This is a genomic window from Paenibacillus agaridevorans (assembly GCF_003112455.1).
Classification (GTDB): domain Bacteria; phylum Bacillota; class Bacilli; order Paenibacillales; family Paenibacillaceae; genus Pristimantibacillus; species Pristimantibacillus agaridevorans.
The window spans coordinates 63,524-71,417 of sequence record NZ_BDQX01000163.1; the positions used below are offsets into that span (position 1 = coordinate 63,524).

The window sequence follows — 7,894 nt, forward strand, 5'->3', positions numbered from 1 at the left end:
CACAAGACCATTGAGACGCATGCGCACGGCCTCATGCTCGCCGTCTTGCGCCGCGATGTCCAGCAGGGAGATGGACAAGTCGGTCTGCTTTCCTAAGTGCAGACGCAGATCCGATTCCGCCATGGGAGTAACGGGATGCCTCTTCATCGTCGGGTGGCGGTCCAGCCGATGCACCTCGCCCCCCGCTCCCGCAAAGTGATGCCCGAACACCGTATACCGGCGCAAATAGGGGACACCGACCAGCAGCGGCACGAACTTGGCTCGCTTGCGGCTATCGAACACGTCGCTGCCGATCTCGATCGCCCGGCCTATGCTGCCCGTGTCCGGGGATGAATCGAACGTGGAGCAAATCTTGTAATGGACGATCGCCGCGTTCGCCGACCTCAGCGTAGCCAAAACGGGACGAAGCTCGCGCTCCATCTCTTCCGGCGGCAAGGAACGGCTTACTCCGGCCACGCCGAAGCAATCCGCGTCCCGGAATTTCCCCTGGAGCAGCTCCGGTTCCGGCGGTTCCAGGAACAAGATCGTGCGTAGGCCCGTGCGGTACAGCGCCTCCAACACGTCCGTCGACCCCGTAAAGTCGTCGCCGTAATAACAAAGCAGCCGTTTTACCATACGAATTCGCGATCCAGCCGGCGATAATCGCCTCCGCGCATCGGGGCCCGATCGAAAACTTGCCGCCCGCTGTACAGCGGCTTTTTCGTGCCCTTCGGGGTAATCCCCACCACGTCGTCGCCGCGCCATTCCGCCTCGAACGTTTGGCCGACGGCGTTCTCCAGCGTCTTGCGGAAGCTTAACGGGAAGGTCACCGTAATTCGTTCCCCGGCGGTCGCCTTGCCGAGCGAGAGGAAGTGGCGGTTGACCCAGCTGCTCTCCTCGCTGCCTTTGCCTTCGGCCAAGATACCCTCCCGCTCGCGGGTGTACTTGATCTTTGTAAAACCGGCCCACTCCGGTATGCGGATCAGAAGCCTTGCGATGTCCGAGCGCACGTCCAGCACGATCTTGCCTTCGTGAGGCAGATGGCTGCTGACGTCAAGCCACTTCGAACCCCGGTTCAGCAAAAAATTGACGCTGACGGTCCCGTTTTTCTCCGTAATCGTGTTGCTCCAGCCCATGAACAAGCCGCGCGTGCCCGATCCCAGGCAGCAAATTTGCAAATCGCTCGTATGGCCGCGCCCTTCGTTGACGTCGCATACAAAATCGTTCGGCGCCGAATAACCCGCGAAGGAACCCCGGGTGCGCTCCGCCACCTTGTAGAAGGTTGTGTGGGCCTGTATATCGTTCGATTTGTCGTCCGTCTGCTCCACCCAGTCGAGATCCAGCAGCTGCGATTCTGCCAGATGGTTGCGCAGAAACCGCTCGACGACGCCCCAATATTCCACGTAACCGCTCTTGGCCAGCGTAATGCCGCAGGCGATCAGGTCCACGAGCGAGCACGTCTCGTGCTCGTAGGCCTGCTCGTGCAGATCGCCCGGCGTCCAGCCGAACGCCGTGCATTTGGTCAGCGCCCAATCGTAGCTTTTCTTGACCCAGGCGATCATCGCCGCGTTGCCGGAGTGCATGCCGAAGCGGGCGATGGCGTCGAGCGTCCCCAAACGGGTATGGAAGTGGCCGCTGCGGTAAGCCAGCGAATCGTTGAAGCTGCCGTCTTTGTTGAAGACGCCGCTCCGCTCCATGATTAGCGCGGTAAAAAACTGGCAGAGCTCGTAAGCGTCTTCATTGCCGGTCAACTCATGGTACTTCAGCAGCGGCATGACCAGCCTGCCGCAAAATGCCGCGGGGTCCGGCGCCAGTCTCAGCTGCACGCCGTTCGCCGAGGGCCACCCCGTCTCCTTGTATTCGGACGCCGGATAATACCAGACGTCCCGTTCCTTGACGGCGATTCGCTTGAGGGCGGCCACATGCCGATCCGCCGCTTCCTTCACCTTGGGATCTCCGGACTCCATGTACCAGGTCGTCAAGGACAGGATGACGGCGCGCTGGTCGATCAGGTTGGCGTTCGGCTCCCAGTCGCGGGTCGGGTTGATTTGGCGATAGTTCATCCCGTCCTCCTTGAAAAACGACAGCAGATTCTCGCGATACCGCTCCTCGACTTCCTTGCCGAACGTCTCGCCGGACATATGCCTGGCCAGAATCAAGCCGTCGATCATCCTCCCGTGAGAGGAACCATAATCCCAATCGCCATGCTGCATGTAGGCGGGCTTGTGCATCAAGTCCGCGCTGAAGAACGGGATGTAGCCATAGTCGCGGTCGGCCAGCCCGATCATCGCGTTGATGGCGTGGGCAGCCCTCTCCTCCAGCATAAGCGTATCCGGAATCTCGTTGGTTCGTTGTTGCTCCATTCGATCTTCACTCCTTTTATCGTTATCCTCCACGCGCGGCGGATCCGCCTAAGGGAGAAACCGTCAGCCTCAGAATATACTTCGTGCCCTCCCCTTCGCGGCTCTCGATCAGCAGCCGCGTATGTCCGCCGTAGAACGCGCGAATGCGTTCGCTGACATTGTACAGCCCGTGACCGGAATTTTCGTTCTGCAGCTCCTCGCGGTCCCGTTCGTTGCTCAGCACGCCCCGGATCAGCTCCAGCCGTTCCGCGGGGATGCCGGGACCGTTATCGGCAATCACGATCTGGAGCTCTTCGCCTTCTCTTCGCACGACGATATCGATCTCTCCGCGCTTGCGGCTCTGTCCGATGCCATGCTGGATGCAGTTCTCCACGAGCGGCTGCAGAATAAAGCGGGGACAGCGGATATCGTCAATCTCCGTCAGCACCTGGATGGAGAAGCTTAACCGATCCAGCATGCGCAGCTTATGCATGTCCAAATAGTGCTTCACGTTATCGATCTCATGCTGCAGCCTCGTCTCGTTGTCGCCTGAATTCAGCGTGTACCTGAGCAGCCGCCCGAACGTGTAGGTCGCGTCCACGACTTCCTGATCGTTGTTGATTTCGGCGAGCATCCTTATGGATTCCAGCGTATTGTACAGAAAATGGGGCTTGATCTGCGCTTGCAGCACCAGATAATCCGCTTCCTTCTTCATGAGCTCGGCTTTGTGCACGGTATTTAGCAACTCGTCAATTCGCTGGACCAGCGAGTTGTAGGATCGGGTCAACAAATCGATTTCATCGTTGGATTTGCCTACTTTGTAGAAGGTCAGATTGCTTTCGTCTCCCCGTCTCATGTGCTTGGCCAGTCCGAGAATGCGGCGAACGATCGAGGAGGCCGTCGCGTAATAGATGCCCGTCAGCACCGCAAGCGATACTAACAGGATCAGAGCAAGGACAAGCGTCTTGGTCCGAATATCGACGAACACCTCGTCCATCTGGCTAAAGAAGTAGAACGTCGTGGACAGCTCCGGAATCGTCAGCGAATTCACAAGCGCCCTCTGCTTGCTGGAGTAGGCATAACCTTGATCGCTTTCATCCGCCATGGCAAGCAAGCTTGCCGTCAATTCGTCGTCCTGTCCGGCACCCTCGCTGCTGTATGCCGTTGCTCCGCCCTGCATGATCCGCACTTGCATGTTGTGATTGACATCTACCGCCTTAAAGAAATTGCTAATCAACGATTCATTCGTTTTGATCTCCAGCACGGCCAGCGGCTTCGTATAGCTGTTGTTATAGATGCGCTGGTAGTAGGTTAGGCTCGGAAGCTCGGCAATATCGGAGCTTGCGCTCCGCAGCCACACGCCTTCGTCCACTTTGACCCCTTCCAGCAACGCCAGAGGCTCTTCAATTATCCGATCCAGATCTTCGAGCTCTCCGTCCACGGAGTGGACCTTGGGCAGCGTTTTGTACAACTTAAGAGAAGAGATCCCGTTATCGCGCGATTGCGCGTATATAAATAGCGGACGTATGTCTTTGAGATAGTTGTATACATGCTGCAGCTCCGAACTGTAGTTTCCATTTAAATAATCGATCAGTTGCTGGTTGTTCATGAACAAGGCATGAATGGATTCCACCTGCTTCAGGCTGGACCGGAAGCCGTCGCCGGCTTGCACCACCAGCTTCTGCTTGCCTTCGGAATATTCGGACATGACGTCCATGTAGAACTGATTGTACAAGTAACCGCCGAAAACGATAATCGGCAACAACACGAGAAGCAGGTAACCTAGCGCCATTTTCTGAACGATCCTCATATTTTTCACTGCAACAGCCTTCTTTCGCATTCGGAGGCTTCGCTTGAAGCGCTTCCATTCTAGTTGCAATTATTATACGAAGGAACTTTGGCGGTAGACAACTTCCCTTTTGCAGCCCGCCCGCCGCGCGCGAGTTCATTTGGTTCCGGCCGCATGCTCCAATTCCGCCTCCATCCTCCTTCTCCTTAGCTGATAGCGGCTGCTTTGGGGGACTTAACTTCATTGTATAGACGAGCGCTTGGCATGAATAGTGATGAAAACTTAGAAACGAGCGAACATTTTTAAGAACTATGTAAGCGCACGCATCGACAAAAAAACGGAGGCATCCTGAGATGCCCCCGTTCCCTTATACGGCCCGCGTGGATTGCCTTACGACAAGCTGCGTATCCACCGATACTTTGTTGCGAATGGTGCTGCCGGTCTCGATTTCCTGCACCAGCGCGTTGACCGCCCATTTGGCCATGCTTTCCTTCTCGACATGCACCGTAGTCAGCTCCGGCGTTACGATCCGAGCTTCCTTGATGTTGTCGAAGCCGATGACGGACACGTCATCCGGAACGCGCAGCCCCATTTCCGCAAGCGTCTTGACCGTACTGATGGCGATATAGTCGCATTCGCAAAAAAATGCGCTGGGCATCGGCTTCCCCGCGCCCAGATAATCGTCCAGCTTGTTCTTAAGCGTCTCCTGGGCAACAAGAATGGTCGGCTCCACGGTGAACAGGCAATCCGGGTCCAGCTCGACTCCCCGTTCCCGCATCGCATACGCAAAACCGCGCCTGCGCTCCTCGAAATTATGGATGCGGTCGCTGGACGAGATATAGCCGATATGGCGATGCCCCAGTCCGATCAAATGCGAAGCGGCTTCGTATGCCCCCATCATATTATTAATTTCGACGAAGTGAATGGGCAGCGTCTCGTAGCAGTTATCGACAACGACCATCGGCAAGGCTAATTTGCCCGAGATGTCCGATATCTGCATGCGGTCCAAATTCGTCCCCAGCAAAATAACGCCTTGGCTATTCCCGCTTTCGGCAATCGACGTTATTCCTTCGTCGAGCTTGTCCAGCGAGATCGTGCTGAACATCAGCGAATACCCAAGCGCCCTGCAGCGCTCCTCCGTAAAGTGGATCAATTCCCGAAAGAATGGCTGCTGGTAATACGAGTCGACCACGAGTCCGGAATTGGCGAACACCAGGAACGTAATTGCTTTGGAGGCCGCATCGGCCACCGATTTCCGGGGTTTGAACTCGTAATTATGCTCTTGGGCGATTTGGAGAATGCGTTCGCGCGTCTCTGGCGCCACGCCCGGCTTTCCGCTAAACGCAAGCGACACCGCTGCTTTGGATACGCCTGCCATTCGAGCGATGTCTTCCATTTTCATCGAGATGCCTCCTACTCTTTCAAATCCTAAACTCTAGTGTACAGTCGAACTAAACATTATGCAATCAACTGCACGACTTAACTTAACAAATCGTTTATTTAAATAAACAATTTAGTTTTGTTTATATAAATTTCAGTTGACCCTCATCACATTTCATGCTAATTTAGGTGTGACCTTGTTGTCAAAATAAATTTTCCAGAAAAAAAGCGAAGAAAAGTGACATTTGTTTAGCTAAACAAAATCGTCAATTTAGGAGGACTCTCACTTGAAAAAGCTTAAGCTCGGCTACGCCCCTACACGCCGATTCGTGTTCAGCGCGGAAGATGCTTTCCGGTACAAAGTGATGATTAAGGAAAAGATGGAGAGCTTCGGACTCGATATCGACATCGTGGATCTGGAGGGCATCAACCAAGAGGGATTGTTGTACGACGACCACATTGGCGCGGATCTCATAGCCGATCGGTTCCGTCAGGAAAAAGTGGATGCCGTGTTTTTTCCTCATTGCAATTTCGGCACCGAAGACACGGTCGCGCGTGTGGGCAAAGCGCTCGGAAAGCCCGTTCTGTTGTGGGGTCCCCGCGACGAAGCTCCGCTCGAGGACGGGATGAGGCTGCGGGATACGCAATGCGGGTTGTTTGCAACGGGTAAAGTATTGCGGCGGTTCAACGTTCCGTTTACCTATGTGACTAACAGCAGACTGGACGATCCCGTATTCGAACGCGGATTTACGAATTTTATCGCGGCAGCCAACGTCGTTAGACAATTCCGCAGCCTGCGAATTTTGCAGATCGGTCCGCGTCCCGCCTCCTTCTGGACGATGATGTGCAATGAAGGAGAACTGCTGGAGCGGTTCGGCATTGAGCTCCATCCTATTACGATCGTGGATATCCAGCGCGCGGCGAAACGAATCGAAAGCGGCTTCGGCTCCGAGCTCGCCGAAGCCGTGGATTATATCAAAGCCAAGCTGGACTGGTCGGAGGTGACGGAGACGGATGTCAAACGGATTGCGTCGTTAAAAGTTGCAATGAAACAATACGCCGTTCAGACGGGAAGCACCGCGATCGCGATTCAATGCTGGTCGTCGCTGCAGGATGCCATGGGCATTATGCCTTGTCTGGCCAACGCGATTCTCACCGATGAGCAAATCCCCGTCACTTGCGAGACGGATATTCATGGCGCGATCACCTCGGTCATGACACAGGCGGCCACGTTGAATCAGCACCCGACCTTTTTCGCCGATCTTACGGTCCGACACCCGGACAATCCGAACGGCGAGCTGCTGTTCCATTGCGGCAATTTCCCGGTATCCCTGTCAGTCGAGGACAAACCCAAGCTGCGAAAACATTTTCTGTTCGACGATCATTCCCCCGGCACTCATGAAGGCGAAATTAAAGGCGGCGGCATGACGCTTGCCCGCTTCGATGGCGATCACGGAGAATACAGCCTGTTCCTTGGCAAAGCCAAAGGGATACAGGGACCTTACACGCGCGGTTCTTATGTGTGGGTGGAAGTCAACGATTGGCCTTTATGGGAAGAGAAGCTCGTCAAAGGACCCTACGTCCATCATGCCGTCGGCATTCATGCCAATGCCATTCCCGCTTTATACGAAGCATGCCAGTACATTCCCGGACTTACGCCCGATCCCGTCGATCCGACGGAAGCGGAGATTAAGGCTTGGCTCCGCGGATCGGGCCTGTAGAAGGAGGATTACGCATGGATATTCATCACCTGCAATTAAAAGCCGTTCAAATCCGAATGGACCTGCTTCGCATGATTCATAAGGCAAAGAGCGGACATACGGGCGGCTCGCTCAGCAATACCGATATTGTTACCGCACTTTATTATCGCGTCATGAACATCGAACCAGGGCGGCCGAAGAATCCCGATCGCGACCGTTTTATTGCCAGCAAGGGCCATGCCGTCGAATCGTTATGGTGCATCCTCGCCGACCTCGGCTTCTTCCCCAAAGAGGAGCTGGATACGTTCGGACAATTCGGAACGAGGTTAATCGGTCATCCCAACAATAAGGTGCCCGGCATCGAGATGAATACGGGGGCGCTGGGACATGGTCTTGCGATCTCGGTCGGCATGGCGCTTGCGGCCAAGAGGGACAACAAACGTTATCGCGTCTACTGCCTGATGGGCGACGGAGAGCAAGCCGAGGGCTCCGTATGGGAAGCAGCCATGGCCGGCACGCACTATAAGCTCGACAATTTGATCGGCATCGTCGATCGCAATCGCTTGCAGATAAGCGGCACAACGGAAACCGTCATGGGACTGGATCCGCTCGACGAGAAGTGGGCCGCCTTCGGCTGGAACGTCGTTGCCTTGGACGGCAACGATATGGGCGCGCTCGTAGAGGCGTTGGAAGCCGCGCCTGCC

At 55.5% G+C, this 7,894-nt stretch carries 6 protein-coding genes; 2 read left to right on the forward strand and 4 right to left on the reverse strand.

Features of this window, described 5'->3' with window-relative positions; translation table 11 throughout:
* The 4 genes from PAT3040_RS14335 to PAT3040_RS14350 form a co-directional block, all read right to left on the reverse strand.
* On the reverse strand, window positions 1–615 hold a 615-nt coding region (locus PAT3040_RS14335), incomplete at its 3' end, for a four-carbon acid sugar kinase family protein (RefSeq protein WP_146200437.1).
* On the reverse strand, window positions 609–2,342 hold the full coding sequence (locus PAT3040_RS14340; RefSeq protein ID WP_108993267.1) for a glycoside hydrolase family protein: 1,734 nt from the start codon (window positions 2,340–2,342) through the stop codon (window positions 609–611). The genes PAT3040_RS14340 and PAT3040_RS14335, both read right to left, overlap by 7 nt.
* A gap of 22 nt (window positions 2,343–2,364) precedes the next feature.
* Window positions 2,365–4,131 (reverse strand): sensor histidine kinase, encoded by a 1,767-nt coding sequence (locus tag PAT3040_RS14345; RefSeq protein ID WP_258234983.1) that lies wholly within the window; start codon window positions 4,129–4,131, stop codon window positions 2,365–2,367.
* Between the two features lie 346 nt (window positions 4,132–4,477).
* Window positions 4,478–5,512, reverse strand: coding sequence for a LacI family DNA-binding transcriptional regulator (locus PAT3040_RS14350; protein WP_108993269.1), 1,035 nt, complete (start codon window positions 5,510–5,512; stop codon window positions 4,478–4,480).
* Window positions 5,513–5,777: 265 nt separating this feature from the next.
* Here PAT3040_RS14350 and PAT3040_RS14355 point away from each other — a divergent pair, with 265 nt between their 5' ends.
* Together PAT3040_RS14355 and PAT3040_RS14360 are read left to right on the forward strand one after the other, a co-directional pair.
* Window positions 5,778–7,211, forward strand: a complete 1,434-nt coding sequence (locus tag PAT3040_RS14355) for an L-fucose/L-arabinose isomerase family protein (protein WP_108993270.1) — start codon at window positions 5,778–5,780, stop codon at window positions 7,209–7,211.
* A gap of 14 nt (window positions 7,212–7,225) precedes the next feature.
* A partial coding sequence (locus PAT3040_RS14360; RefSeq protein WP_258234976.1) for a transketolase occupies window positions 7,226–7,894 on the forward strand: 669 nt, incomplete at its 3' end.

Bases quoted from the DNA above. Each gene is read 5' to 3' on its own strand.
- PAT3040_RS14340 (WP_108993267.1), bottom strand. From the start codon at position 2,342: ATGGAGCAACAACGAACCAACGAGATTCCGGATACGCTTATGCTGGAG.
- PAT3040_RS14350 (WP_108993269.1), bottom strand. From the start codon at position 5,512: ATGAAAATGGAAGACATCGCTCGAATGGCAGGCGTATCCAAAGCAGCG.
- PAT3040_RS14345 (WP_258234983.1), bottom strand. From the start codon at position 4,131: ATGAGGATCGTTCAGAAAATGGCGCTAGGTTACCTGCTTCTCGTGTTG.